At 56.0% G+C, this 25,332-nt stretch carries 19 protein-coding genes and 1 tRNA gene; 9 read left to right on the top strand and 11 right to left on the bottom strand.

Annotated elements, in window-relative coordinates; translation table 11 throughout:
- Positions 1–93 precede the first annotated feature (93 nt).
- From AC2TEM_RS12020 to AC2TEM_RS12035, 4 genes are all read right to left on the bottom strand, one after another.
- Positions 94–1,194 carry an ABC transporter ATP-binding protein gene (locus AC2TEM_RS12020; RefSeq protein ID WP_170401347.1) on the bottom strand — a complete coding sequence of 367 codons (1,101 nt, stop codon included), beginning with the start codon at positions 1,192–1,194 and terminating at the stop codon, positions 94–96.
- Between the two features lie 132 nt (positions 1,195–1,326).
- Positions 1,327–2,040 carry an aspartate racemase/maleate isomerase family protein gene (locus AC2TEM_RS12025; RefSeq protein WP_170391994.1) on the bottom strand — a complete coding sequence of 238 codons (714 nt, stop codon included), beginning with the start codon at positions 2,038–2,040 and terminating at the stop codon, positions 1,327–1,329.
- On the bottom strand, positions 2,037–3,182 hold the full coding sequence (locus tag AC2TEM_RS12030; protein ID WP_170420858.1) for a M24 family metallopeptidase: 1,146 nt from the start codon (positions 3,180–3,182) through the stop codon (positions 2,037–2,039). The genes AC2TEM_RS12025 and AC2TEM_RS12030 overlap by 4 nt, the downstream gene beginning before the upstream one ends.
- Positions 3,179–4,222 carry a pyridoxal-phosphate dependent enzyme gene (locus AC2TEM_RS12035; protein ID WP_170420860.1) on the bottom strand — a complete coding sequence of 348 codons (1,044 nt, stop codon included), beginning with the start codon at positions 4,220–4,222 and terminating at the stop codon, positions 3,179–3,181. The genes AC2TEM_RS12030 and AC2TEM_RS12035 overlap by 4 nt, the downstream gene beginning before the upstream one ends.
- A 203-nt stretch (positions 4,223–4,425) precedes the next feature.
- Here AC2TEM_RS12035 and AC2TEM_RS12040 point away from each other — a divergent pair.
- Positions 4,426–4,511, top strand: a tRNA-Leu gene (locus tag AC2TEM_RS12040).
- A gap of 8 nt (positions 4,512–4,519) precedes the next feature.
- Here the strand turns inward: AC2TEM_RS12040 and AC2TEM_RS12045 are convergent.
- Both AC2TEM_RS12045 and AC2TEM_RS12050 read right to left on the bottom strand, forming a co-directional pair.
- The gene (locus AC2TEM_RS12045; RefSeq protein WP_170420862.1) at positions 4,520–5,017 is read right to left on the bottom strand and encodes a hypothetical protein; all 498 of its coding nucleotides are present in this window, start codon (positions 5,015–5,017) and stop codon (positions 4,520–4,522) included.
- Entirely contained in the window at positions 5,010–5,771 is a 762-nt protein-coding gene (locus AC2TEM_RS12050) for a response regulator transcription factor (protein ID WP_170420864.1), read from the bottom strand. The genes AC2TEM_RS12045 and AC2TEM_RS12050 overlap by 8 nt, the downstream gene beginning before the upstream one ends.
- Positions 5,772–6,384: 613 nt before the next feature.
- Here AC2TEM_RS12050 and AC2TEM_RS12055 point away from each other — a divergent pair.
- The 6 genes from AC2TEM_RS12055 to AC2TEM_RS12080 all read left to right on the top strand — a co-directional run bounded on the left by AC2TEM_RS12055 (position 6,385) and on the right by AC2TEM_RS12080 (position 15,304).
- Positions 6,385–8,808, top strand: coding sequence for a hypothetical protein (locus tag AC2TEM_RS12055; protein ID WP_170609007.1), 2,424 nt, complete (start codon positions 6,385–6,387; stop codon positions 8,806–8,808).
- Between the two features lie 128 nt (positions 8,809–8,936).
- Entirely contained in the window at positions 8,937–10,883 is a 1,947-nt protein-coding gene (locus tag AC2TEM_RS12060; protein ID WP_170420868.1) for a type I secretion protein, read from the top strand.
- 36 nt (positions 10,884–10,919) lie between these two features.
- Entirely contained in the window at positions 10,920–13,226 is a 2,307-nt protein-coding gene (locus tag AC2TEM_RS12065) for a type I secretion system permease/ATPase (protein ID WP_170391971.1), read from the top strand.
- A 3-nt stretch (positions 13,227–13,229) separates the two neighbouring features.
- Positions 13,230–14,570 carry an HlyD family type I secretion periplasmic adaptor subunit gene (locus AC2TEM_RS12070; RefSeq protein ID WP_170391969.1) on the top strand — a complete coding sequence of 447 codons (1,341 nt, stop codon included), beginning with the start codon at positions 13,230–13,232 and terminating at the stop codon, positions 14,568–14,570.
- 72 nt (positions 14,571–14,642) lie between these two features.
- Positions 14,643–15,035 carry a rhodanese-like domain-containing protein gene (locus AC2TEM_RS12075; protein WP_170420870.1) on the top strand — a complete coding sequence of 131 codons (393 nt, stop codon included), beginning with the start codon at positions 14,643–14,645 and terminating at the stop codon, positions 15,033–15,035.
- Between the two features lie 83 nt (positions 15,036–15,118).
- Positions 15,119–15,304 carry a hypothetical protein gene (locus AC2TEM_RS12080; protein WP_170391965.1) on the top strand — a complete coding sequence of 62 codons (186 nt, stop codon included), beginning with the start codon at positions 15,119–15,121 and terminating at the stop codon, positions 15,302–15,304.
- Here AC2TEM_RS12080 and AC2TEM_RS12085 read toward each other — a convergent pair whose 3' ends face one another.
- Positions 15,305–16,063 carry an alpha/beta fold hydrolase gene (locus tag AC2TEM_RS12085; protein WP_170391963.1) on the bottom strand — a complete coding sequence of 253 codons (759 nt, stop codon included), beginning with the start codon at positions 16,061–16,063 and terminating at the stop codon, positions 15,305–15,307. It abuts the gene before it with no gap.
- A gap of 89 nt (positions 16,064–16,152) precedes the next feature.
- Here AC2TEM_RS12085 and AC2TEM_RS12090 point away from each other — a divergent pair, with 89 nt between their 5' ends.
- Positions 16,153–16,527, top strand: coding sequence for a hypothetical protein (locus AC2TEM_RS12090; RefSeq protein WP_170391953.1), 375 nt, complete (start codon positions 16,153–16,155; stop codon positions 16,525–16,527).
- Positions 16,528–16,596: 69 nt separating this feature from the next.
- Here AC2TEM_RS12090 and glyA read toward each other — a convergent pair whose 3' ends face one another.
- Positions 16,597–17,892, bottom strand: coding sequence for a serine hydroxymethyltransferase (gene glyA / locus AC2TEM_RS12095; protein WP_170420872.1), 1,296 nt, complete (start codon positions 17,890–17,892; stop codon positions 16,597–16,599).
- Positions 17,893–18,060: 168 nt separating this feature from the next.
- Between glyA and AC2TEM_RS12100 the strand changes: the two genes are divergently transcribed.
- Positions 18,061–18,822, top strand: a complete 762-nt coding sequence (locus AC2TEM_RS12100) for an NAD kinase (protein ID WP_170391948.1) — start codon at positions 18,061–18,063, stop codon at positions 18,820–18,822.
- Positions 18,823–19,093: 271 nt separating this feature from the next.
- Here AC2TEM_RS12100 and AC2TEM_RS12105 read toward each other — a convergent pair whose 3' ends face one another.
- The 3 genes from AC2TEM_RS12105 to AC2TEM_RS12115 all read right to left on the bottom strand — a co-directional run bounded on the left by AC2TEM_RS12105 (position 19,094) and on the right by AC2TEM_RS12115 (position 25,163).
- Positions 19,094–20,533 (bottom strand): amidase family protein, encoded by a 1,440-nt coding sequence (locus AC2TEM_RS12105; RefSeq protein ID WP_170420875.1) that lies wholly within the window; start codon positions 20,531–20,533, stop codon positions 19,094–19,096.
- Positions 20,534–20,713: 180 nt separating this feature from the next.
- Positions 20,714–22,603 (bottom strand): propionate-CoA ligase PrpE, encoded by a 1,890-nt coding sequence (gene prpE, locus AC2TEM_RS12110; RefSeq protein WP_170420877.1) that lies wholly within the window; start codon positions 22,601–22,603, stop codon positions 20,714–20,716.
- A gap of 286 nt (positions 22,604–22,889) precedes the next feature.
- On the bottom strand, positions 22,890–25,163 hold the full coding sequence (locus AC2TEM_RS12115) for an NADP-dependent malic enzyme (RefSeq protein WP_170401318.1): 2,274 nt from the start codon (positions 25,161–25,163) through the stop codon (positions 22,890–22,892).
- Positions 25,164–25,332: the final 169 nt, after the last annotated feature.

A 25,332-nucleotide genomic window follows, 5' to 3' on the forward strand; every position in this document is an offset into this window, starting at 1 on the left:
CCCAGTACTTCCCGTTTGTTGTTTGGTCAGCTGACGCACGGGTTTTCGCCAGCTGGTCCCTCGGTAAGCCACGTTTGTATCGCGCGGCTTGGTCTATGCGTCGAGCGCACGACAATCCTTTGCAAGCCAGCCGATCTCGATTTCCTGTCCGGGATTCAGACGGATGGCGTCGGGGGCATTCCGTGTTTTGACGATGAACTCGTCATTGCCCGCCACCGACATGCGGAAGCGGAACACGTCGCCCATATAGATGAATTCCTTGACCGTTGCTTTCAGCGTATGTGCATCGGCATGCAGTCGGTCTTTATTGAATTCTACGCGCTCGGGCCGGATCGAGACCTTGGTACGTTCGCCCGGATTGTGCACGTTGATCGGCACCGCATCGATTTCCGAGCCGTCATCCAATTGCACAAGGCAGGTATCTCCATCGATGGATTTAACAACACCTTCCAGGGTATTGTTTTCACCGATGAATTGCGCCACGAAACTGTTGTCGGGTTCTTCATACAGCTGATCCGGCGGGGCCAGTTGCTGAATGCGGCCATCGTCAAACACCGCAACACGGTCGGACATGGTCAATGCCTCGGTCTGGTCGTGGGTCACGTAGACGGTGGTAATGCCCAGTTCATGCGCCAGACGGGTGATTTCGAACTGCATATGCTCGCGTAGTTGTTTGTCCAACGCACCCAGCGGTTCGTCCATCAAAACCAGTTCGGGCTCGAACACCAGCGCACGTGCCAGTGCGATCCGTTGCTGCTGACCACCCGACAACTGCGCGGGGCGACGATTGCCGAAGGCACCCATCTGCACCATGTCCAGCGCGCGCTTGACCTTCTCCTCGCGCTCGGACTTACCCAGCTTGCGGACTTCCAGCGGGAACGAAAGGTTCTCGGCTACAGTCATATGCGGGAACAGAGCGTAGTTCTGGAACACCATCCCGATGCCACGTTTGTGCGGAGGGATATTGTTGATGGGTTTTCCATCCAGAAGAATCTCGCCATGTGTGGCGGTTTCGAATCCGGCAAGCATCATCAGGCAGGTCGTCTTACCTGATCCGGACGGCCCAAGCATGGTCAGGAATTCGCCCTTTGGCATTGCCAGGTTGAGATCTTTGACGACGAGGTTCTCGCCATCATAAGACTTTTGAACGCGTTGAAATTCAACAAACGCGGCGTCGCTATTTGTGTCGGTCACAAGACCCCCTGTTGCGTCAAATGATTACCCGGTTGGTCCGGGCCTCATTGATCTTCTCGTGCATTGATGACGAGGCTAACAAATGGTCGCAAGCCCGTAAAGCAATTGGAGTCGCGTAAACGCCGCATTTGCCTAATTTTGCGACACGTTCAGTTGTTTCATATGCCAGGCCAAACTCTGGTTGCTTGACAGGACAGGCTTGCCGATCTGCGCCTCGATCCTTGGGATAGCCGTCAGTGTCCGAAGGTTCGTACAACTTAGGAATACGGCGTCGACTGTTGAATCTCTTCCCAGTCGCACGGCGGCATCGACCACGGAATCGGTTGAGATCCGCACAACTTTGGCTTCTTCGGATTCGCCGAAAGTGCCAAACACATCCATCGAGATGCCTTGTTCTGCAAACGCGCGTCGCAACGGAGTGTTTACTTCTTCAATGTAAGGCGACAGCAGTGCAAATTTTGAGACGCCCAAATGTCTCGCGCAGGCAGAGGCTGCCCGCAACGGGTTGGTGACGGTCGATGTATTACAGGACTGCATGACCATCTGCTCAACCCGATCCGAGCCGATAACCGAACTGGCTGACGTACATCCATAGCCAACAACTCGATAGGGCCGCGCCTTTGGCAGCAAATCAGCCGCTGCAGGTAAGTCGGTCTCCATCTGCGCCAGCGTGTCGGTGTTAACCTCGGTCCCGCTGGGAATGCGGCTGACATAAAGCGGGCTTTTGTCATCGATAAAAAGGCTACGAAACTCAGGTTCGATTGTCTCGTCAGTCTGTAAAACGATCAGCCCCATTGGTACGGCCGAGGGATCGTCAGGATCCAGTGTGTACGGCAACGTGCTCATATCTCGGCGATCTCTGGTCCGGTGCGGGGGCTGAGGAATTCGGGCGCGCCTTCGGTTATCAGGATGTTTTCTTCGTGCACGAGAATTTTGCCATCGACCGCAATACCCGGTTCAAGCGTCAAAACCATTCCCGGTTGCAGTTCAGTATGATCATCGGGAATAAGCGAAGGCCATTCGGTCAACGACATTCCTAACCCGTGGCCCAGTCTCCCGGCATCGGTACCCGCGCTGCCATCGGTAAGTATTGTGTTCATCGTATGAAAAAGCTGAGAAGCCGTCACGCCTGGGCGGGCTTGATCAAACGCTGCATCCGAAGCCTCGACCAATCTGGCATGTGCATCGCGTACCGCCTTGCTCGCTGGGCCGACGGACCAATTGCGATCATAGTCGCAAAAATAGCCATCGTGGACGAGGCCGGTGTCGAGCATAAGCACATCGCCTATACGAAGCGGGGTCTGTGTCGCGGGTGAGATTACATCCGAGTACCCGCCTTGCTCGGCCCCTCCGGCCAGATAGGGCACCCAGTCGGCACCTTCTTCAAGGCAGAGTCTCTGAAAGTTTCGAAATATCTGATCCAACGGTGTCCCTGCTGAGGCAATCTCGGGCACTCGTGCAAAGGCGTGGGCACCAATCTGACAGGCAGTTCGAATCTTTGCGATCTCAGCGTCAGATTTCACCATGCGCAGCGCCCGTAGGATGCCATGGTCACCCGTAATTTGGCGCGCTCCAATTGCGGATTCGAGATGCCTTAGATCGGCCAGTGGCATCCTTACATGAGTCTCATGCCCGTCGGGGCAGCCGATTGAGGCGTTTTCAGGCGTCAACCCTCTCAGTGTATCGGCCAGCAGGGATACCCCATCATCTTCAAGGTCGGGTGCACTCCAGGTTCGAATGTCGTCGATCCATGTCTGCGCCATCAATGCAGCACCGATGGATGGGATTACTGCAACCGGCTTGCCAGAAATCGGAACGATCAGAAACCAAGGCCGCGTTGGGCTTTCCCAGAAACGGGTCAGATAACCTGTGAAATAGCGAAGCTGGGGCTCAGTCGTAAGCAACAGGGCCGAAAGACCGGTTTCTTGCATCCGATGCTGGGCGCGCGCAACGCGGGTCGCGAATTCCTCTGGTGCGAAACCTCTCATGCAGGTTGCTCGCTCAAAATGCAGAGCACTTTGGAATTCGGTCCAATACCCAGTTCACTACGGATCGCGTCGTTCAGAACGGCCGCAATGCCAGCACCGCCCGAAGCGCTGGTTTCCAACCCGGCCTTCGCCATAGCCGGAAGCTGTGCTTCGACAGTGTCATCCTCGATTGTCACAAACAGATCGGCATCTCGGGCCAAGCCGTTCAAGGCGATCAGCGAGGGCTCTTTGCAATCCAGTCGCCCCATGATGCTGTCGGGCCCGTCAGCAAACACACAATGCCCCGCTTCGATACTGGCCTGCAGCGCCGGGGCAGAGGTTGGCTCGACAACAATGATCTGCGGAGCATCTCCCCAAACGACCCGCGCATAGGCAGCGACGGCTCCGGCCATGCCGCCAACACCGGCTTGCAAAAGAACGTGCGTTGGTGCCTCAGTACATTGCTCGGCGGCTTCGACCGCCATTTGCAGATACCCTTCCATCAGCAAGTACGGTAGTTCAGTATACCCCTCCCAGGAACTGTCCGAGAGCAAAGTCCAGCCATTGTCCTGCGCCGCCTGACTGGCTGCTTCCATGCTGGCAGCGTAATCCGCACCCGCCCGGACCACTTGTGCGTTTTGAGCGCGCAGGCGATCTGCAAAGCTTTCAGGAACTGTTTCTGCGATGTAGACAACTGCATCAGCTCCGAAAGTGCGCGCGCCCGCGGCCATGCTCATCCCGTGATTGCCCGCGCTTGCCGTAACATAGGTGCGCCCTTTGAGCGTGTTACCATCTGGCGTGACCGAGATGTCATTCGCTTCGCAGGCGATCACATAAGCCGCACCCAGCGCTTTGAACGATCCCAGGCCCATACGGCTTCGCTCATCTTTAACCCAGAGATTCGCGACGGGTGCCAGCGCCGATGCATTCACAAGGGGCGTTTCGACAAAGTCAGGACAGAAGGATCGATGCCGGCCCAACCCATCTGTCTCTACGGAGGGATAAGGGGCCTGATCCGAAAGCTTAGAACCACCTCGAAACGGGTTACTGACTAGTTTCATCGCTCGCTCCCTGATCTTGTGTTGCGCCGACGTGAACGAATTGGCCGAAGGCTGTCAAGCTCGGCCTTGATTCAGCAGGATTGTGTTCGTGTTCTGCATGCATCCCTGGATCTGATGAATGAGTATCTTTTCAATCGTTTTGGTTGGTTGTAAGTGTCTGCACACGACATCGGCGCGGTGAGACAAAACTTCGACGATGATGTGCGGGCGTGATGGAATGGTAGACATATCGGACTTAAAATCCGAAGGCCTTAGTGCCGTGTGGGTTCGAGTCCCACCGCCCGCACCAGCACCATCTCAGACAGGGAAACCCAGTTGGGTGATCAATTTCCAGATATCCCTGTTGGCATTCGAGAGCTGAGTGACAACATCCTCGATTTCTTTCATTGCTTTGTCGTCAACTGTGTCTTCGCGACCAAGTTTGATGTCGGTCTTGCGATCAGCAATGCGCATCAGGATGGTCTTTGGATTTCCGCTTTCCTGATCGAAAGAATAGATGCAGTGATTGTACTTGTTTCGAATAGAGGACAGGCGCGACAACCGCTGGGTGTGTTCGAGAATCGGATCGCGGATTTCACGGGGGCGACCCTCCATCTTGGCGAGACGTTCGACCAGATCGATACGGGCACGTGTGGTGTTAAGCGTCAGGAATATGATGACCGCAACATCTTTTTTGGCCCCGGTCAGACCTGCGATCAGGTGGATCAGCAGGCTTTCAGTGTTCGTCCACATATAGTTGAGCCGACCCACCAACAGAATGAGCCGGTCGAACCGGGTTTCGAATGCCTCATCCAACGGGCGCGTTGCGCGCTTCGTTCGGCGCGACCTCAAAGTAGAAATGCGCAGCTTCAGTCCGGTTGCTCACATCGATCTTGCCCGAGACATTGTGCATATGCAGTTTGACGGTGTGTTCGGTGATGCCCAGATTCGACGCAATGGTCTTGTTGCTCTTGCCTTGCGATACCAGCCTCAGGACTTGCTTTTCGCGGCGCGTCAGCTTTGAGTATCGCAACAGTTTGTCAGGCGACCGGGTTCTGGTTGCAGGCTGTTTTTCGATAGGTGTGCCTGGCGCACTTTGTGTTGCGGTCATGCTGTCGGCCAGAAAGCAGGGCAGGTGCAGCTCTTCGTGCATCAGAAGGCGCAGTATTGCGCGCCAAACATCCGGCGCCACGTTCATTGGCAAATACCCGACACTGCCGAAACGGGTACGATCCCAGCGTTCGAACAGAACCCGGGCCGGACTTTTCTTGCGATAGGCGAAGGCCAGACATCCTGTCTCGGCGAGCTGGGAGTAATCAGCGGGCCGCGCCAACAGATCTTCGAGCATCATCTGATCCACAACAATGATGCGCTCGGAGGGAACAGAGTTCCCACTCTCGGCCAGCAGGTCGTCAAGGCTTTCATATCTTGACGCACGAACGCCGAATTCGCTTTGAACACTTCTCAGGGTTTGGTTCGAGTAGAACAGTTCCTTGCCGATAAAAATGATCGACAGCTCTTCGGGATATTCAATCTGATCACGGGCGTCTTCTTGCAATGAAATATTCATTGATCTTCCCCCCACTAATACAAACGCCACCCTCTGAAACTTTAAATCGGGTACAGAACTGGATGGCGCGAAACAGTAACTTTGAACTCAAATAGTACCTTATCATAGCTGAAAGTACGTGTTTCAGCAACCAAAGGCGGGTTCCGCAATACCGCGTACTAGAACCTTTGATCAGGTTTTTCGTATATAGTTTTAGCGTAACTTTATGAAATTTCAGGGTTAATAATCCTATATGTTTGCGCATGATTGTTTCTGAGGCAAATTTGGTGCGAAATACGCCAGATTTCGAAAAATATATATATTAAACAGCTAATTACGGAAAATAGCCCTTTCGGCCAGCTATGCACATCCCCTTATCGCTGCAACCATGCCCAAGCTTCAATTTGTGAAGTGATCTTAGACCTGACGTGCCTGCGGTCCGCGTATTTCTGCGAATTCTCCGTGGTCATGGAATCGGCTTAGCCGAGAAAGGGGGGCAAACCAAACAGAAGACCTTCACGGCCGCGCGAGTGTCCAGATTGACACGTTGCGCGCAAAGTCTGTTTCAAACCGCGCCTGTTACCGCTTTGTAGATGAATGGCGGTCTGGTGCTTCAGTAAAAGTGGAACTTATTATGGAACGCAGATTAGCTCCAATCACCGATGTCCAAGAAGTTATCGACGATCAGGATCCTGTTGTAGACGAACCGCAGCTGGAAGAAGAAGAGATGGCTGTTGAAGATTTGAACCAACAGCAACAGCAGCAGCAACAACAGCAGGGCGACGACAGCAACACCAACGGTGGTAACGACAGCAACACCAATGGTGGTAACGACAGCAACACCAATGGTGGTAACGACAGCAACACCAATGGTGGTAACGACAGCAACTCACAGACCAATGGCGGTGACGACAGCAACACCAATACCGCGACCGTAGATATCGACTTCGGCGGCGGAGAGTGGATTCCGCGCGACGATGACAAAGTCGACGTTGATATTGAGGACGTCGAAGGTGATGTCGGCGACGTTATTACTGCCGGTGACGATGTAAATTACGATCCCGGCGACGACGTCAACATTGATATCTCGCAAGATGGTCCCGGAAATGATTTCGCGTCAATCAACCAGCAGTTTGCCAGCCTGGAAGACAATGACAGTCTGGGTACCGCAAGTGTCGTGAATTCAGGTGATTTCACACAAAGCGGTGACGCCAACGGCGGTGAAGCCTATGCCGAAGACGGTATCGACGTAAACAACGACGGTGGCTCCTCTGGCGATGGCGGCATGAGCTATGGTGGTGAAGCCTATGGCGACACCAATGGCAGCCATTCGCTGGCCTTTGGTGGTCATTCAGGAAATGCTGATAGCGCTGCGACAGGTGGAGATGGCGCATCTTCGGGTGATACCTATAACGCAAGCCTGGGTCTTGGTCATTCGAGTGCCAGCGCAGACGGTGACAGCACCGGCGGCGAAGGCGGCGCAGCAGACAGCGAGTCCAATGCCGACAACCACGGCGAAGCGAGTTCCGATAGTGACTCGACTGGTGGTAACGGTGGTAATGCCGGATCGATTGGCCTTGGTCTTGGTCTTGGTTTGTCCGGAGCGAACGCCGATGGCGATGCAGACGGTGGTGACAATACATCTGGGGCATTAGCTGCTGGCCTTGGTCTGGCAGGCACCGATGCTTCCAACGACGGTGCCGATGGTGGCGCTGGTGATGCCGATAACGATGGTTCGGCAGACAACTCTAGCGACGGAACCAACGAAGCCAACGAGTCTTCCTCTGGAGGCAATATTGGTTTGGGTCTGGCTGGCGCTGGCGCGATGGGCTGGAATGATGCCGATGGCGGTAGCGGTTCCGGCGGCGAAGGCTCCGGCGGCGAAGGCGCCGGTGGCGAAGGCTCCGGGGGCGAAGGCTCAGGCGGTGAAGGCTCAGGCGGTGAAGGCACTGGTGGCGAAGGCTCCGGTGGCAATGCCAACGGTGGCGACGGCACCGGCGGAGATTCCGGCTCGGTAGAAGAAGCCTTCCCATTCCCGGTACTCCTTGTGGAAGAGGAAGATCCTGACGGAGACGAAGAAGCTGCAGCAGCTGGTAACTCGAACGGTACCGGCGGAGACGGTGGCACTGGTGGTGCAGGTACCGGCGGTACGGGTACTGGCGGTACAGGTACTGGTGGTACGGGTACTGGAGGTACTGGTACTGGTGGCACAGGTACTGGCGGACCGGGTGCTGGCGGTACAGGAACCGGTGGTGCAGGCGGCGGCTACGTTGACACGGATGCTGATGCGCAAGGTGTTGGTGACCAAGATGCTGCCGGCCCTGTAATCACGCAGTCACCTGGTGATATCGATGGCTCTGCCGACAATGATCAGGACGTTGACGGTTCTGGTGGTAATGGTGGTACCAACACAAGTAATGGATCAGCAGACGCCAGCGGCGATGGAATGGCATCGGCCGAAGGTACTGGTGGCGCTGGCGGTACGGCCAACCCCGAGGCAAGCTCGGCCGGAAGCGGTGCTGGTTCAGCTGACGCAACCAACGAAGCCGGAAACGGCGGTGACTCTGAAGCATGGGCCGATTCAGCCAACGATGGTTATGCCGAAAGCCTTGCCGAAGCGATTGCCGGATACGGTGGAGATGCTTCGTCCGATAATGATGCGGACTCGATGGCTTCAGGTGATGCAACAGGTACTGCGATGTCAGGTGACGGCGGTGCCGGTGGTGCAGCGGCATCGACTGGCGGTACCAGCGGCGACGTCATGGGCTCGTCTACTGGTGGTGCAACCACAGGTGCAATGAACACCGGTGGTGAAGCATCCGGTGCATATTCGGGTGCCGGTGGTGCTGGCGGTAATGGCGGTACCTGGGGTTCGGATAATGGTGGCGATGGTATCGTCAACGGCGAGTCTTATGCATCCGCAGCAGCAGTCGTCGATACGAACGCGTTCAACCAATCGATCGTACAGGGTGCCAACGTGCTAGGTAACTCGGTCGATACGACCATGGTTGGCGGTTCGATGACCTCGACTTATTCGAGCGACGACACCGAGGTCTAAGACCAATTCGCGGGGGCCGCATTATCGGCCCCCGTTCAATGAAATCGCCGGGGCCGCGTAATGTGGCCTCGGCCCAGCAAATCCCGAACCGGAAATTTTAGTCGGCAAGGGGGTAAGGGATCATCGAAATGTCATTCGATAGTGTTACCGAAAAGATTGCACACTTTATTGGATCTTTTGATCTTACGATTGAAAAAGCCCGGTTGAGGGATCAGTACGAAGAGTTCACCGCCATGCGGCGCAAGGCGGAACTGGACGAACTGGAAGAACCCGCAAAGATCCGGATCAAGGCAGATCTTGAATTGGACCCAGGCAAATATGGTCCGCTTTCCTATCGGTTTGACACCCCCCCCGCCACTCCTGAACTTCCACCCCCAACCGACGGCCCTGAATTTGAAACGGTCGTTGTACTTGAACCACCACTCTCAGACGGTCCGCCGTTACCCGAAGCGACAACCGGCCTAGGTGCAACGTTTGTGATCGAGCAGCAGCTGGAGATTGTGACAGAGCTTATCGGGTCTGCTGTGACCTACACGTTCCAGACGATTTTCCTGCGCGACAATGACGTTGTCGGCGAGGGAGATTTCCGCGATGTCGATCAGCTGATCGCATTGGCCGAGGCGGCTGCGCAGGTCGCAGCATCGATGCACGCGTTTGCCGTGCCCTCGTTCTCGATCTCGGACTACTTGTCGGTTGAATACGTCGAGTCTTTGGCCGAAGCGATGTTGGCCCCGATCAATGTCGAAGTTGAAGGCGCGGTTGTTTATCAGTTCCACGGCGAAGACGCGATGGGCGTGATCGTCAATGGTGAGTATGTGGACGAAGCCCCAGAATGGGAAGATCTTCTGCCTGCGCATCATAGACCGGACGAGGAAGAGGACGACGAAACACCCGATATGATGCCCGCAGAATGGGCTCAGGACGAGGAAGACGAATTTGCCGAAGGTCACACGGTGATCGCAGGCGGCAACCTTGCGATCAACGAGATGAACGCAACTGTGGCCTGGGTCGATGCGCCTTATATTGCGGTCGGTGGAAAAGCAATCGAACTGGCCATGGTGAGCCAGGTCGCCGTTGTATCTGACACAGACAAAGGCACGAATGGCGGCTCGGGCACCAATGTGGTGCACTCGTCGACGATCGAGGTCGAAGGCAACTCAGCCCCTTGGCTTAAGAAAGGCTCAAGTGGAGACGATGCCCCGGCATATGTGCATGTTGATTGGATTACGACCGATCTGATCGTTGCAAATTTTGTCAAGCAGGACATCGATGCAACGGATATCGATCATATTGATGCCGAGATTAGCGCGACGACCACGCTGTATGCGTTGGGTGACAACGAGTTGATTGATGTCACCAATATTCTTCAACTTGGCAGTTATTATGACCTGATCATGATCGAAGGCGACATGATATCGGTCGATGCGTTTGTCCAGACGCACGTATTATTGGATGACGATGTGGTGATGGGCGGATTGCCCGGACCCATCGATGGATCGGACGAAAACCTGGTTATGAACGAGGTTTCTCTCAAGAAAGAAGGCGAAGATACGTATCAGGCGATGCACGACTCCATGGCCGACGCCATGACCATGGGCGAGGACGACATGGCAGCGCTGGAAGAGGCGCTAATGAACGATCCGATGTTTGCTGGCATGGAGCAGATGCGGGTCCTCAAGATCGATGGATCGCTGGTTCAGGTCAACGTGGCCGAGCAATCGACGATGCTTGCCGATCAGGATGACGTATATCTGAATGGTCCCCACGCGGACGAGACCGAGGTTCTGGCAGGCAGCAATGCGATGCTGAACGCCGCCAATGTAACCAAGGCCGGCGTGGATTCGGTTGTTATGGCTCAGGATGGGGCATTTTCTGACCTGCTACTGCATCAGGCAAGCCTGCTTGACATGCCCACGAATGAGGACATCGCCGAGATGACCAACGAGGCAATCGCCGCCATCATGGAAGAGGCGGGTATGCCAGGTCACGACAATGGCATTGGGCCTAACGGTAACGATCTCACGCCAAGCGAAATGGCGAATTCCTCCGATGGCCTGCAGACCATGCTGGCCTAATATTTCCTGATTTACGAGTGACCGGAAGGTTAGTTTATGTCGATCGTTTTTTCGTCGCGCCGCACCCGTTTTGCAAGTCCATTGGACCGGCACGGAGGCGGAGGCCCATTGACCCTGGAACCCCGAAATCGGGTAGCAAAACCAAATGAAAGTAAACTTGCAAAAACAGCGTCCCGCCTGCGTTTGACAAGTGATATGCAACTGGCGGAACCCGAAACCAAACCAGAGACCCCGGAAGCAAGTGACACCCCGGTTGCCGGGCCCGCGAAACGATCGCGGCAATCAGAAGCGCCTCAGGCGACGACACAACCGGATAATCCGGGGCAGACCCAGGCAGAGCAGTTGGATCAAACATCACAACCGCGCGCTGGTTCTCCCCTTCGGCGCGCGTCGTCGCGGCCCGCGCAAGATAAGGATCCTGCGGGTGGCGACACTGGGGTGGCCGATACCGAAGCCCCCGATTGTGAAACCGCCGACCAATCGACTGCACGCATGACCCCCTCTGCGCCGTCGGATGGTAAAGACCGCATGGGCACCACGATCGAGGCCAAGGCCAACCAACCCTTGCTGCGCCCGGGGACGGGTGGTGGCGATGGCAAGGGGCCACCCCAAACATTCCACAAACGCACGCCGCCTGAAGATTTCCAGAAGACGCTGCGTACCTCACTGCGCGCGATTTGGCGCAATCTGGCTTTCGTGCTGGTACTGACCTGCGCGACCAACGTCCTGATCCTAGCGATCCCGATCTACCTGTTTCAGATCAGTGACCGGGTTCTGACTAGTCGCTCGCTGGATACGTTGATCATGCTGACGGCAATCGTTGCCGGAGCAGTCATTTTTCAAGCCGCATTTGATGCCGTTCGTCGGTTCATGCTGATGCGTACAGCGGTCGAGGTCGCCGCCCGTCTTGGGGCCCCGGTTCTTAGCGCTGCGGCCCATGCCTCGCTGCACGGCAACGGACGCGAATATCAGACACTTGGGGATCTGCAACAGGTGCGGGGCTTTCTGGTCTCGGGCACTCTGATCTCATTTCTGGATGTACCATTTGCACCGCTGTTCATCCTGATGATCTTTCTGGTGCATCCGCAACTTGGGATGATTGTGGTGACGACGGCCGTGATTCTGATGATCATCGCGCTGATCAACCAGAAAATGACCGCCAAGCCCTTTGCCAAGGCCAATCAGGCGCAATCAATGGCGAACCAGCATCTGGATTCAATGTCGCGCAACAGTCAGATCATCAACGCTTTGGCGATGATCCCCGAGGCAGTGCGCATCTGGGGGCGTGACACCGCACAATCGTTGACATGGCAGGTCAAGGCGCAGGATCGTAACGTGATCTTCGCGGCCATTTCACGTGCCGTTCGTCTTTTGACGCAGATCGGCATTCTGGGCTGGGGCGCCTTTCTGGCCCTTCAAGGCGAAATTACAGGCGGTATGGTCATCGCCGCCTCGATCATCGCGGGACGGGCGTTCGCGCCGATCGAAGGCTCGATTGAGGGTTGGAATACCTTTCTGCTGACACGGGGTGCTTTTGGACGGATCAAGGCTCTGCTGTCGAACTCGGCCCTGCAATACGAAAAACTGCGCCTACCACGGCCTGAGGGGCGGTTGGATGTCGAACGCCTGCTATATGTCCCCGGCGGCACCAAGCGGGTGGTTCTGAACGGAATCACCTTTGCGCTGAACCCAGGTGAAACTCTGGCGATCATCGGGAATTCAGGCGCAGGCAAAACGACACTTGGTAAAACGCTGGTGGGTTCGATCCTGCCGACCTCAGGCAGTGTGCGGCTGGACCTGATGGATATCCGTAACTGGGATCCCCGCCAGTTTGGCGAAAATATTGGCTATCTGCCGCAAGACGTACAGCTGTTCCCCGGCAGCATCAAAGACAATATTGGCCGGATGCGTGCCGATGCCACGGATGAGCAGATCCACGATGCCGCCGTTTTGGCCGACGTGCACAACATGATCGCAACGCTGCCGCAGGGGTATGAGACGGTTGTGGCCGCCGACGGCTCACCTCTCTCAGGTGGTCAGAAGCAGCGTATTGCTTTGGCGCGTGCCTTCTTCGGCAACCCACGTTTGGTTGTTCTGGATGAGCCGAACTCGAACCTCGACGTGGCGGGTGACAAGGCGCTTGCGCGCGCAATTCAGCAAGCAAAGGAAAGCAAGATCACCGTTGTGGTGATTACGCAAAAGCCGACTCTGTTGAATGTTGTCGACAAGATCATGCTGCTGACCGATGGGCGCGTGGCGCTGTTCGGGCAGCGCGAACAGGTGCTGGAACAGCTCAACGGGCCGCGCCAGCAACCGCCCGAAATACAGGGCAAGGGGGATTAAGCGATGAACGACGTGGCACGCACCGATGAAGGCGGTCTTTGGTACTCTGAGGTTCCGCGCTCGATCACCAAATTCATCGTAATTGGCTTTATCATGCTTATTGTCTGTTTTGGCGGCTTTGGCGTCTGGTCCTTCCGTGCACCTCTGGCCGCTGCAGTCATCGCGCAAGGCAGCTTTGTCGCGACCGGTCGCAACAAGATCGTGCAGCATTTGGAAGGCGGTATCATCGAGAACATACTGGTCTCGGAAGGTGAATCTGTTCAAGCCGGACAGATCATGATGACTTTGGATCAGACCTCGGCCGAGGCGAGTGAACGCGAATTGTTCATTCGCAAACTTCGCCTTCAGGCCATGACCGAACGATTGCTGGCTGAGCATAGCGAACAGGAAACCCTCGTGTTTTCGCCCGGATTGATCGAAGCATCGGACGACGTTGAGGTCATGACGATCCTCGACAATCAGAAACTCAGCTTTGATGTATCGCGAAAGACGCTGCTGAACGATATTGCTTTGCTGCAGCGCAACATGGAGGCGTTGAAAATTCGTGCGTCAGGATTTGAAGCACAATTGGTCAGCATGGAAAGGCGATCAGAGATTCTCGAGGAAGAATACGAGACCAAATATTCGTTGTTTGAAAAAGGATTAGTGCGCAAAGGTGATCTGAATACGATCCGCCGGGTGCAGGCCGAAGCCGAAGGTCAACTGGCGCGTCTGCGCGCTGAAACGGCTGAGGTAAACCAGATGCTGCTGAAGTATGAAGAGCAGATTCTGCGCACCCGCTCAGCCTACCGCGAGGCTGCGCTGGACGAGTTGGGCGTTATTGAAGCCGATCTTGAAAGTGTGCGTGAAAAAGCCCGTCAGGCCCGTAGCGTTCTGGCCCGTGCCGTTGTGCGTGCACCGGTGACAGGCACAGTGGTGCGACTTCATCACCACACGCCGGGCGGGGTGATCGAAACTGGCGAACAGATTGCTGAGATTCTGCCCGCCGATGCGCCATTGATCATCGAAGCGCAGATCCCGCGTACCGAGATCGACAGCGTGGTCACCGGGCAGATCGCGACGGTGCGCCTCGTTGCGCTCAATCAACGGACAACCCCAGTGCTTGAGGGCGAGGTCTATTACGTCTCGGCTGACTCGCTTGTCGAGGATTCTGCCGGTATGCCGCAAGAGGTCTATCTGGCGCGCATTTCTCTGACCACGGAAGAGATGGGTCGCGTGCGGGGCTTCGTGCCGACACCCGGAATGCCCGCCGAGATCATGATCCAGACCGAGGAACGTACCTTTGCGGCCTATATCGCCAAGCCGGTGGTTGACAGTATGTCGCGTGCTTTCCGCGAACATTAAGCGCCTGAATGTCTACACCTTCAATTTTCTGCATGTTAGCCTTTCACGGATTCATTTCCTGGAGGGGCGCAAATGCCATTGACGGTCAAAGACATGATGCAAGCTGCAAACGCGGTGGTTGAGCGTATCGATGCCAGCCGGGCGAAAGAACTGATCGGGCAGGGTGCCTTGTTGTTGGATATTCGCGATGCGCCTGAACTGGAAAGGACAGGGCGCGCGGTCGGCTCGCATCATATCCCGCGCGGGATGTTGGAGTTTCGGGCCGATCCCGAGCTGCCTTCCCATGACGCGGAACTGCGCAAGGACCGGGTGATCATCCTGCATTGTGCATCTGGTGGCAGGGCGGCGCTGGCTGGGAAACTGCTTAAGGATATGGGGTATTTACACGTCTATAATCTGGGCGGGTTTGCGGATTGGGTGAATGGCGGCGGCGAGGCGACCGGGCCAATGGATCGCGGGATGTAGCTACATATCTGACCCAAATCAAAGTCACACATATTCCGTTGCTGTAATGTAAAGGCCAGAAGCTTAAACACAGGATACTGGCCATGATACGCCTAGCAGCCACGCTTTATTCTTTGATCGCCACAGCCATCGCGGGTTCTGCCGTGATTGCGGTCCTAGCGGTTGGAATGGTGACCTGGATGGCCATCGTTTCCGCCGCAGCAGCAGGGGCGGTTGTTGCCGCGCCGGTGTCGTGGCTGGTGGCAAAACGCCTGTATCAAGGCGCTTGATTAAGCGTTCAAGAAGGTCCTGACTGCAGCTTCGAATTCGCGGGGTTTCTCGGCGTGCAGCCAGTGCCCCGCACCGGGAATTTTGGCGAAGCGAGCTGCAGGAAACAGGGTGCGAATCTGCTCTCGGTATTCGGGCTGCACATAATCTGATGCTGCGCCGGACAGGAACAGAGCGGGGCCGTCCCAATGGGTCGAAATCTCGGGGAAGCCCATGATCTTTGGCATTTCGCTGGCCAGTACATCTAGGTTCAGCCGCCAGCGGCTTCCCTCAACATCCAAAGACTGCGTAAAAAAGCTCTGCAGCGCCTTTTCGACGCCCAGATCGGCCAGCTGTGCTTCGGCATCTGAACGACGCTGAACGCGGGACATATCGACCGCCCGCATTGCCTCGATGAATTGAATCTGGCTGTGGCTGTATGCCACTGGTGCGATGTCTGCGACGACCAGCTTGCGCACCAGATCGCCATATTCCAGCGCCAGCACCATCGAAGCTTTTCCACCCATGGAATGCCCGACGATATCGGCGATGCCGCCAACGCTGTCGATGACCTTTGCCAGATCATGCGCCAAATCTGGGTAGCCATGCTGAGCATCCCAAAAGCTGTAGGCGTGATTGCGCATATCGACGGCAATCACCTGTCTTTCGTCCGACAGTCGCCGCGCAATGACTCCCCAGTTGCGCGCCGAACCATAGAGGCCATGCGCTATCAGCAGGGGCGGATGATCAGTCGGGTCGCCATGGATGATCGTATTCAGCATGCTTCTGTGATACGCGTCACCGCGCGGAACAACCAGCCCCATTGTCGCCGGTGTGACGCGCGGCTACATTGTCCCGTCAGGAGGCGCCAATGACGCAGGAAATCGATATCCAGACCCGGATCGCAGAGACCATTCGGTTGCTGCGTAAAAAGCTTGGCGTGAAAGACAAGACCCTGATTGCCTCGGTCCGGCGCGCAAAGCGGCGTTTGCCGCGCAAGGTCTATAAACAGGCCTTGGTTCTGGCAGAGGCCGAGCAGATGGCCGAGCATCCCAAACTGCGGATGGTTTTGGATATGCCCCGGCTCGAAAAAGCGTCGGACGAGGTGCAAGGCCACCTGAACGCGATCAATCTGGCAGATCGACGTTGGGGATGGTTCCTGAGCTTTCTTGGCTCGCTTGCGTTGGGCCTGATCGTGTTGGCGGCGTTGGCTGTATTCGTACTACGATGGCGCGGGTATATCTGAACGCTGCACACCTCAAAGAAAAACGGCGCCGATCAGGGCGCCGTTTTCTGTTCTAAGATCCGTATTGGATCAGAGATTCGGATAAAGCGGGTAGCGCGCGCAAAGTTCGGCGACTTCGGCTTTAACTTTGGCTTCGACCGCACCGTTTCCGTCTTCGCCATTTGCGGCCAGACCGTCGACCACTTCGATGATCCAGTCTGCGATCTGGCGGAACTCGGCCTCACCAAAACCGCGGGTGGTTCCGGCGGGCGAGCCCAGACGGATACCGCTGGTGATCGTCGGCTTTTCGGGGTCGAACGGCACACCGTTCTTGTTGCAGGTGATATGTGCCCGCCCCAAAGCTTTCTCGGTTGCGTTGCCTTTAACGCATTTGGGGCGCAGATCGACAAGAACCACATGGGTATCGGTGCCGTGGGTCACAGTGTCTAGGCCACCCTTGATCAGCTGATCTGAAAGGGCCTGCGCATTCACAACGACCTGCTTGATATAGTCCTTGAACTCAGGACGCAGTGCCTCGCCAAAGGCAACGGCCTTGCCAGCAATCACATGCATCAGCGGGCCACCCTGAATGCCCGGGAAGATCGCCGAGTTTATCTTTTTGGCAATCGCTTCATCATTGGTCAGGATCATGCCGCCGCGCGGGCCGCGCAGGGTTTTATGCGTGGTGGTGGTGGCCACATGCGCATGCGGGAAGGGCGAAGGGTGCGCGCCTGCGGCAACCAGACCGGCGATATGGGCCATGTCCACATGCAGATAGGCGCCGACCATATCGGCGATTTCACGCATGCGGGCAAAATCGATGACGCGCGGGATGGCCGAGCCTCCGGCGATGATCAGCTTGGGGTTATGTTCCTTTGCCAGCGCTTCAATCTGATCATAGTCGATCAGGTTGTCCTGCTTGCGCACGCCATAATGTACCGCGTTGAACCACTTGCCCGACTGGTTCGGCGCCGCACCATGGGTCAGGTGACCACCTGCATCCAGCGACATTCCTAGAATGGTGTCACCGGGCTTGATCAGCGCCTGAAATACACCTTGGTTCGCCTGCGATCCCGAATTCGGTTGGACGTTGGCAAACTCACACCCAAACAACTGCTTGGCACGGTCGATAGCCAGGTTCTCGGCAATGTCGACGAACTGACAACCGCCATAGTACCGGCGGCCCGGATAACCTTCGGCATATTTGTTGGTCATGACCGAGCCCTGCGCCTCCATTACGGCGGCAGAGACGATGTTCTCCGAGGCGATCAGTTCGATCTCGTCGCGCTGGCGGCCCAATTCAGATGTGATCGAGCCGAACAGCTCGGGGTCACGATCCGCGAGGGACTGGGTGAAAAATCCGTTGTCACGAAGATTGGCGTTCATGTGCGCTCCGCATGGCTGGGGTGTATCTGGCGGATTTCCTATCGGAAACGACGTGTGTCAGAAAGGTTGTAAAGCGACGAAATGGCCCTCTATGGCGTCAACTCTGGCCTATTGCGGAAAGGTATGTTTGTTTCGGAACCAAATGTGCAGCACTGGAAACTATAAAACATGACAAAGAGAATCGCCTTTCTGGCCAGCGATGCCAAGGTTGCGCAGACCGCCCGGGATGCGCTTGTGGCGCGCTACGGAAATGCAGCGCCGAGAGACGCAGATGTTGTGGTGGCGCTGGGTGGTGATGGCTTCATGCTTCAGACGTTGCAGGGCGTCCAGCACCTGGATAAGCCGGTTTACGGAATGAATCGCGGTACCATCGGGTTTCTGATGAACGAATATGCCGAAGTTGATCTGATGGCCCGGCTAGCAGAGGCAGAGGAAGAAGTCATCAATCCACTGGCGATGACTGCAATGGACCAGGCGGGCCAAAAGCACCAAGCACTTGCAATCAACGAGATTTCGCTGCTTCGCGCAGGGCCGCAGGCAGCGCGGCTGCGGATCAGCGTGGATGGGCGGGTACGTATGGCCGAACTCGTGTGTGATGGTGCATTGCTTGCCACGCCGGCGGGTTCAACCGCATATAACTATTCCGCTCACGGACCCATTGTACCCATTGGCGCGGACGTTCTGGCATTGACGCCAATCGCCGCGTTTCGCCCCCGGCGGTGGCGTGGCGCCTTGCTGCCGAAAGTTGCGAAAGTCAGATTCGATGTGATCGAGGCTGACAAACGCCCGGTTATCGTTGCGGCCGACTCCATATCGTTTCCGGATATCGATTGGGTCGAGATCAGGTCTGAGATTGCGATCCAGCATCGTATTTTATTTGACCCTGGCCACGGCCTGGAAGAACGGTTGATCTCTGAACAATTTACTTAAATCTCAGCGTGTTGATCATTTTTCCACCGCTTGTGTGAACCAGTTCACATGCAACGCGATAAGGGTTTGTTAACTTCAAGTTGCCCGGAGAACACGCCGAGGTGGAAGTGAGTGGCCATCTAAAGGTGTTTTCGAATGGTTGCGCAGTTTTCGCGCTGGCGAGGGTGGGTGGTGCTACGCTCGTCATCTTGATCCGGGCATATTTTAGTATGCGGACCCCGGGACAAAATCCCGGGGTCTATTTCATTTGTGAGGCCTGAGTGACGATGTCTCAGGTTTGCGCGCTCATTCGATCCCACAGAATCGGAGCCATCTGCCCCACACGCGCTTCGATCGCGACCGCTGCATCCACCGCCATATCCTCACGCCAGCGTCGAGCAGCAATCTGAACATTGATCGGTTGCGGCCCATTCGGCAATTCGGCCAAGCGTGCGGGAACGCTGGCGGCGGGCAGCCCGAGGAAATTCATCGCATAAGAATAGACCGCGCATCCTAACACCTCATGAACGCCTTCGGCACCTTCGGTATCGCGATCAGGTTTAAAGAACGGCTGCGGCAGGAATGGAGACAGGACCAAAGGATATTTCTGCATGAATAGCGACCATTGGCGCGCATAATGGCTGCGTTGCGCCAACGCCTGAATCAGTTCGTCGCCTACGATCGGAGGAAACTCCTGAAAATAAACCTCGAAAATATCACGGATGGTTTGAGACCCGGCTGCCTCGATATCGTTTTTCATCAACGTCAGCACTTCACCCATCAGCGCGCGATAGCCGATGCGCCCGCATTCGAACACATCCGGCGGATCAATGTCTTCAACTATATATCCGGCATCTACCAGCGCCTCCCGAGCGGTACTTAGCGCTTTGTCCACTTCGGGGTGCAAAGCGTATTCGAACGTATTTTTGGTGAACGCAACTTTGATTGGGACGTCCGGCCCCGCGCCGCGCCAAGGCATTGGCACATGGAAGGGGTCGCGGGCGTCCGGGGCGATCAGGGTGGGCATCGAAAGGTGCAAGTCCTTTGCGCTTCTTGTGATCAAGCCCTGTACCGACATCGATTGTGCCAGCATCCCACGTTCTGCCTTCTGGCTGGGGTTCCAGGCGGGTACGCGGCCCAGCCCCGGTTTCACCGTAACTGCGCCATTAGCCGCTGCCGGAAAGCGCAGACTGCCTCCGATATCGTTGCCATGAGCCAGGGCACCGATGCCCGCCATGACCGCAGCCCCCGCGCCCCCGGACGACCCACCGGGCGAGATATGGCGGCCCCAAGGATTGTGCGTGCGCCCATGAAGTGGATTATCCGTGTCAGCGCGGAACGAGAATTCGGGCGTGTTGGTCCGCCCGATGACAATGGCCCCCGCATTGTGCAAGTTTGAAACCACCGGTGCGTCATCAGGGGCAATGACATCCTTCAAGGCAACCACACCATTTGTAGTGGCATGGTTCTTCTGGTCGACATTCACTTTGATGGTCACGGGGACCCCGTGCAGCGGTCCAACCGAGGCACCATTGCGGCGCGCCTGATCAAGCGCAGATGCACGCTCTAACGCTTCTGTGCCCAGATCGTCCACGACAGCATTCAGCGAGGGATTTACCTGATGCATCCGCTCCAATGCATCACTGATCACCTCTTTAGCGCTCAACTCGCCTGCTTGGGTCAGCGCAGCCAATTCTGTTGCATCAAAACGCCAGATATCGCCCTGTGTCATGCTCGTCCTCCTCACCTCAAACTGAGGTGAGGAAGACCCAATGACAAGCCCCGCAATCGCAAAACGGATCCAACCTTCATCTGGCCAAAAATATCTCCGAGCGCGAGGCAGAACCTCGCACACGCGCGACAGCGCAAATCTAGTGCGCCGTAAGGCGCTCCACTTGATCGTACCGTGAAATTACTGTGCGTAGCCGATAGTTTGCAGGGCCGCCGTGATCTCGTCCAGAATTGCTGGGTCATCGATTGTGGCAGGCATTTTATACGCCTTGCCATCCGCGATCGACACCATCGTACCACGCAGGATCTTGCCCGAGCGTGTCTTGGGCAGACGATCCACCACCACTGCTTTCTTGAACGCAGCGACTGGGCCGATTTTGTCACGAACCATCTGGACCACATCGGTTACCACCTCCGCGTGATTTCGGTCGGATCCGGCATTCAGGCACAGGAAACCTACGGGCATCTGGCCTTTCAGTTGATCAGAAACCCCAATCACGGCGCATTCTGCCACATCGGGGTGAGCGGCCAAAACCTCTTCCATCCCGCCCGTCGAAAGTCGGTGCCCGGCGACGTTGATCACGTCATCGGTACGGGCCATGATATAGAGATACCCATCTTCGTCGATCATGCCCGCATCACCGGTTTCGTAATAGCCGGGAAAATGCTCAAGGTAGGATTTTCTGAAGCGCGCCTCGGCATTCCACAGGTTTGGCAATGTGCCTGGCGGAAGCGGGAGCTTGACTGCGATCGCGCCCAACTCGCCCGGTTTCATAGGATGGCCGCCCTCGTCCAGAATCTGAACGTCATAGCCCGGCATAGGCTTGGCAGGTGATCCCAGCTTGACCGGAAGCTCTTCGATTCCGAGCGGGTTGCCAGCGATGGTCCAGCCAGTTTCGGTTTGCCACCAATGATCGATGACCGGAATTTTCAGCGCATCCTGCGCCCAGATGATCGTATCTGGATCAGCCCTCTCTCCTGCAAGATACAGAGCCTTAAGGCAGGATAGATCGTAATTCGCCATCAATTCTGCGCTTGGGTCTTCGCGTTTTACGGCACGAATGGCGGTTGGGGCGGTGAAGAAGCTTTTGACCTTGTGTTCGGATATCACGCGCCAGAAAGTTCCGGCGTCAGGTGTTCCGACGGGCTTGCCTTCAAAAACAATCGTCGTGTTGCCGTGGATCAGCGGGGCATAACAGATATAGGAATGGCCAACGACCCAGCCGACATCCGAAGCCGCCCAGAACACATCTCCAGGATCGACATTGTAGATGTTTTTCATCGTCCAGTTCAGTGCGACCAGATGGCCGGCAGTCGGGCGCACGACGCCTTTGGGCGCACCAGTGGTGCCGGATGTATAGAGGATATAGGCTGGATCATTGCCGCTGACTGGTACACATTCTGCGGGCTCGGTACCGTATTGGAAACCGTGCCAGTTGACGTCGCGCCCCTCGATTAGTTGTGCGACTTCCTGCTCGCGCTGGAATATTACGCAAAACTCGGGTTTGTGGGTGGCCAGATCGATCGCGCCATCCAGCAGAGGTTTGTAGTGCACAACGCGTCCCGGCTCCATCCCGCATGAGGCAGCGATGATCGCCTTGGGTTTCGCATCGTCGATACGTACGGCCAGTTCGTTGCTGGCAAAACCGCCGAATACCACTGAATGCACTGCTCCTAGTCGGGCGCAAGCCAGCATTGCCTCCAGCGCTTCGGGGATCATAGGCATGTAGATGATGACGCGGTCACCTTTCTCAATACCTTTTGCACGGAGCGCGCCAGCCAGATTAGCAACCCGATTGCGTAACTCGACGTATGAGATTTCGCGTTTGGTATGAGTAATGGGGCTGTCATAGATGATCGCGGTTTGCTCACCACGACCATTTTCCACATGGCGATCAACTGCGTTCCAGCACGTATTTACCTTGGCATCACTGAACCATTCGTAAAGAGGCGCATTGTCGTCAAACAGAGCTTTGCTGGGCGCTTGAACCCAATCGATCCCCTTGGCTGCATCCATCCAGAATGCTTCGGGGTCGTTCTTCCAGCTCTCGTAGACGTCCTGATATGCCATGATGGCCTCCTCCCAAATTCCTTGAGCTATGTGTTAGGCATCGTGGATGTTTCGAGCAAGCGATGCGCATAACGGCGCGTCAGTTTATCGCAAAATCTTTGCAGAACCTTGCAGTTTGGCTTGCAAATTTTTGCAAATCCTCTGATCTGAGCAGATTTCTGAGTGTCACACGCAAAGATTTGCAAATCTGCAAATTTATTGCTGCAAATGTGCTGGCGCTAACAGAATCAAACCGGGCACCTAATCTGGTGCCCGGTCATGTTTCGTAATGATATAGGCGCTGGGCTTATCCGTAGTGCGCGACTGGCGTACCTGCGATGGCCGCCATGTTCAGCAGTCCTCTGGCCGTAATCGAAGGCGTTACGATATGCGCCTTGTTTCCCATTCCCATGAGGATTGGACCTACCTCAAGCCCGTCCGCTTTCATCTTCAGGATATTGCGCACACCGCTTGCCGCATCCGCATGGGCGAAGATCAGGACATTTGCAGAGCCTTCCAAACGCGAGTTCGGGAAGATACGTGCACGCAATTCAGGATCCAAAGCCAGATCAAGGTTCATCTCGCCTTCATAGCTGAAGTCGCGTGGCTCGGAATCGAGAATCTCAAGCGCAGCCCGCAGCCGCTTGCCTGATCCCTCGGCCTGATTGCCGAATTGCGATTGCGAACAAAATGCGATCTTGGGTTCCAACCCGAACCGCCGCACGTGACGAGCAGCTCCAATGGTGGATTCGGCAAGTTCTTCTGGTGTCGGCAATTGTCTTACATGCGTGTCTGCAATGAACAGAGGGCCATCTTCCAGAATCATCAGCGAAAGCGCGCCATGCGGGCGCAAATCGCCATCATCCAAAACCTGTTCGACATAGTTAAGATGCCAGCGATACTCACCAAAAGTGCCACAGATCATGCTGTCCGCCTCACCGCGATGCACCATGATTGCTGCAATGGCGGTGTTGTTGGTGCGCATGATGGCCTTGGCCAGATCCGGAGTGACCCCCCGACGCTGCATTATTTGATGGTACGAATTCCAATAATCGTAGTAACGGGGATCGTCCTGAGGGTTCACGATTTGAAAATCCTGCCCCGGTCGTACTGTCAGGCCTAGCCTTTCGCACCGTGCGCTGATCACGTCCGGTCGCCCGATCAGGATCGGGGTTTCCGTGGTTTCTTCCAATATCGCTTGCGCAGCCCTTAAAACACGCTCGTCCTCCCCTTCTGCGAAGACAATTCTACGCGATGCGACGGCTGCGGCTTCGAACACTGGCCGCATCAACAGTGCAGATTTGAACACGGTCTGGTTCAGGCGTTCTTTATAGGCTTCGAGGTCATCAATGGGTCGTTTTGCGACCCCGCTCTTCATAGCAGCCTGTGCAACCGATGAGGAAACGACCCCAACGAGGCGCGGGTCGAAGGGTTTTGGGATCAGGTAATCTGGACCAAAAGTCAGCTGCTCACCCTTATAGGCCGCCGCGGCTTCGGCGCTGGTCGTCGCGCGGGCCATGTCGGCGATGCCGTCGACGCAGGCGATCTGCATCTCGTCGTTGATTTCAGTCGCACCTACGTCCAGGGCACCTCGGAAGATAAACGGGAAGCACAACACGTTGTTCACTTGGTTCGGAAAGTCGCTGCGACCGGTCGCAATGATCGCGTCAGGGGCAACTTCGCGCGCCGCCTGTGGCAGGATTTCCGGAGTGGGGTTGGCCAGCGCAAAGATGATCGGGGTTTTGGCCATCTTCTCGACCATCTCAGGCTTGAGCACATTTGGTCCGCTCAGCCCCAGAAACAGATCAGCACCTCCGATCACATCATCCAGAGTGCGCAGATCGGTTTTCTGCGCAAACTGATCCTTGTGCGGGTTCATATCCTCGGCGCGACCTTCATAGACCAACCCGTGAATGTCGCAGAGCCAGATATTCTCGCGTTTGACGCCGAGCTTCACCAACATGCTGAGGCAGGCGATCCCGGCAGCACCGCCGCCGGTCGAAACTACTTTGATATCCTCGAAGCTCTTTCCTGCCACATATAGGGCGTTCTTAGCTGCGGCACCAACAACGATTGCCGTGCCGTGCTGATCGTCATGAAACACCGGGATGTTCATCCGTTCCCGGCACAGTTTTTCGACAATAAAACAATCCGGTGCCTTGATATCTTCAAGGTTGATCGCGCCAAAAGTAGGTTCCAGGGCGCAGACGATATCTGCCAGCTTTTCTGGGTCAGGCTGATCCACCTCGATATCAAAGCAATCGATGCCTGCGAACTTTTTGAACAGGACGGCCTTGCCTTCCATCACCGGTTTCGAGGCCAATGCGCCTATATTCCCAAGGCCTAGAACTGCGGTGCCGTTTGACACAACCGCAACAAGATTGCCGCGGGCCGTGTATTTCTCAGCATTGGCGGCGTTGTCCTTTATCTCAAGACTGGCTTCGGCGACGCCTGGCGAATATGCCCGCGCAAGGTCCCGACCATTTGCCATTGGTTTGGTTGCCTTGATCTCAAGCTTTCCGGGCTTTGGATGCGCATGATAGTCAAGCGCGGCCTGTCTCAGGTTCGGTGTGTCAGACATCGGTAATACAACTCCGTTCCAATATTCGTTTGATGGTTAAACTATTTCTCAGCGCTTGGCTATGTCGCCTCGGACCGCAGTCAGAGACAGGCCTCACGGATACGTTAACGAAACGTTGGTTGAGAGTTGCTGCATCGTTTTTATGTACAGCCAATTCCGGGGAACCTGA

The organism is Ruegeria sp. HKCCD3925 (genome assembly GCF_057221175.1).